Annotated in this window: 2 protein-coding genes and 1 pseudogene; all 3 read right to left on the bottom strand. The window is 33.6% G+C overall.

Annotated features, from left to right (window positions below; genetic code table 11):
* A pseudogene (locus I6F65_RS21265) lies at positions 1-81 on the bottom strand (Mobile element protein); the annotation flags it as partial.
* Between the two features lie 164 nt (positions 82-245).
* Positions 246-959, bottom strand: a complete 714-nt coding sequence (locus tag I6F65_RS21260) for a hypothetical protein (protein WP_166115299.1) — start codon at positions 957-959, stop codon at positions 246-248.
* Positions 960-1,691: hypothetical protein (locus tag I6F65_RS21255; protein ID WP_197114816.1), on the bottom strand; the 732-nt coding region annotated here is incomplete at its 5' end. It abuts the gene before it with no gap.

Raw genomic sequence — 1,691 nt, 5'->3', positions numbered from 1 at the left:
GGCACGACGAACACACCGTGAAATACAGTGATAATATTTTGTATCAACCAAACTTACCTGACGCTTTCTTGCAATAGCCATAAAACACCTGCTCACTTTTTAGACTAATTGAAATTTAGTCATTAACCTTAAAAAGTGCAAATTTAGGTTGGGTGTCTAGTTTATTTTCTTCTTGTAAAAACTAAACCACACCCAACTCAACCAAACAAAAATTAAGATGGGTGCCATTGTTATATTTTAAGTGATTAAAACTGCTTAATTAACGTATAAGGTGCATCGGCAGCTAGTCGTGTAACCACATAACCATAGATAGATGCGTAACTTCCACCTTCTACACCATTGGTCATATCCAAGACCATATCTTCAATGCCGTCGTTGTTATAATCGCCTTTTGCCATAACTGTTAACTTTTGAATACCGCCGGCGTTATCATAATAAATAGCTTGGTCTTTATTTAATGGCTCTACCTTTTTAACATGACTCATTTCTTCCCAATTATTTGCTTTTGCTAAATTACGCTCATCATCTTTTGAAATAATTAAAGAGAGCTCTGGAGGCATTTTCTTTGGTAAATTCAAGTTATGTTCAAAGCCTCTTAAATACGAAACATCTGAAGAAGTTAGTTTACTCATAACTCGCCACATTTCACACGTGAGTTTTCTTGCATTTACAACTTTTTGTTCAGAGTATCTAAAAGCTTGATATCCATTTTTTATTTTTTCTGTTAATGCTTCACATGTTTCGACTTTCTCAAACTTGCCCTCAGATGATTCTAACCCAAATTCATAAGACCACCTTTTTGTTTCTAAACTTGGAAAATCTTTAGCTTGGGTTAGGTTAATTTGCTTATCAAAAAAAGCATATGTGCTATTTTCTTTTATAAATGTAGGTTCTATTTTTGAGGTAGCAACACAACCAAAACTCAAGCTTATTAGAATAGATATATATAAAGTCTTCATTTATTTTCCTAATAAATTTTTAACATAAGTATTTCTTTGAGCGCTAACATCCGTTCGTGAACATTCAAGTGCTGCTTTTTCAAAATCATTTGCTTTGATGTGACGATTAAACTTAGGAAAACGGCTTATCAGCCTAGTCATACCTAAATTAAAAATCATGTCAAATAAAGCCAATTTCACATTATCAGAATAACTTTGAAATTCCTGAGTTCCATACACCTGCTTTAGTTCTTTTTCAAAATTATTTATATGATTTTCAACTTGTTTATCCATCAAACTCTCTCCTAACTCTAATGTTGAGTATTTTTTGAAAGCTGTTGCAATCGTATTTTTATCTAGAGACAAACCTTTAAATTTAATAAATTCATCTTCAATTTCTTTTTTCGTAGCAAGAACACCAGTACTTCTTACTACGAAAGCTATTTTTTTAGCTGCTTCAATATCTTTTATTAAATGCCCCACCCCAGCAGTTATATTACCAGTGGTATCCTTATACATATGAGGAATTCGATCTTCATATTTTTCGAGATTGCGTTTTAAAGTAGCTCTTAGCGTTCCAGATACTGGAACAACCGTAACTACTGCGGCACTCGCCAGCTTTTCGTTGATTTTTCTATGGGTGCGTCCATTTGGATCTATTTTTCCATCAGGGCGTACCATATTTACCACTTTGCTTTGAAATAACTTAATAGCAGCTACCGTTTTAGAGTTTTCAGGGCGTGAGCCTAAACG

The organism is Pseudoalteromonas sp. SWXJZ94C (genome assembly GCF_015864385.1).
GTDB lineage: Bacteria > Pseudomonadota > Gammaproteobacteria > Enterobacterales > Alteromonadaceae > Pseudoalteromonas.
This window is presented reverse-complemented; position numbering and strand designations above follow the sequence as displayed.

Excerpts from the sequence above, each read along its gene's own strand:
- I6F65_RS21260 (WP_166115299.1), bottom strand. The coding sequence starts at position 959 with ATGAAGACTTTATATATATCTATTCTAATAAGCTTGAGTTTTGGTTGT.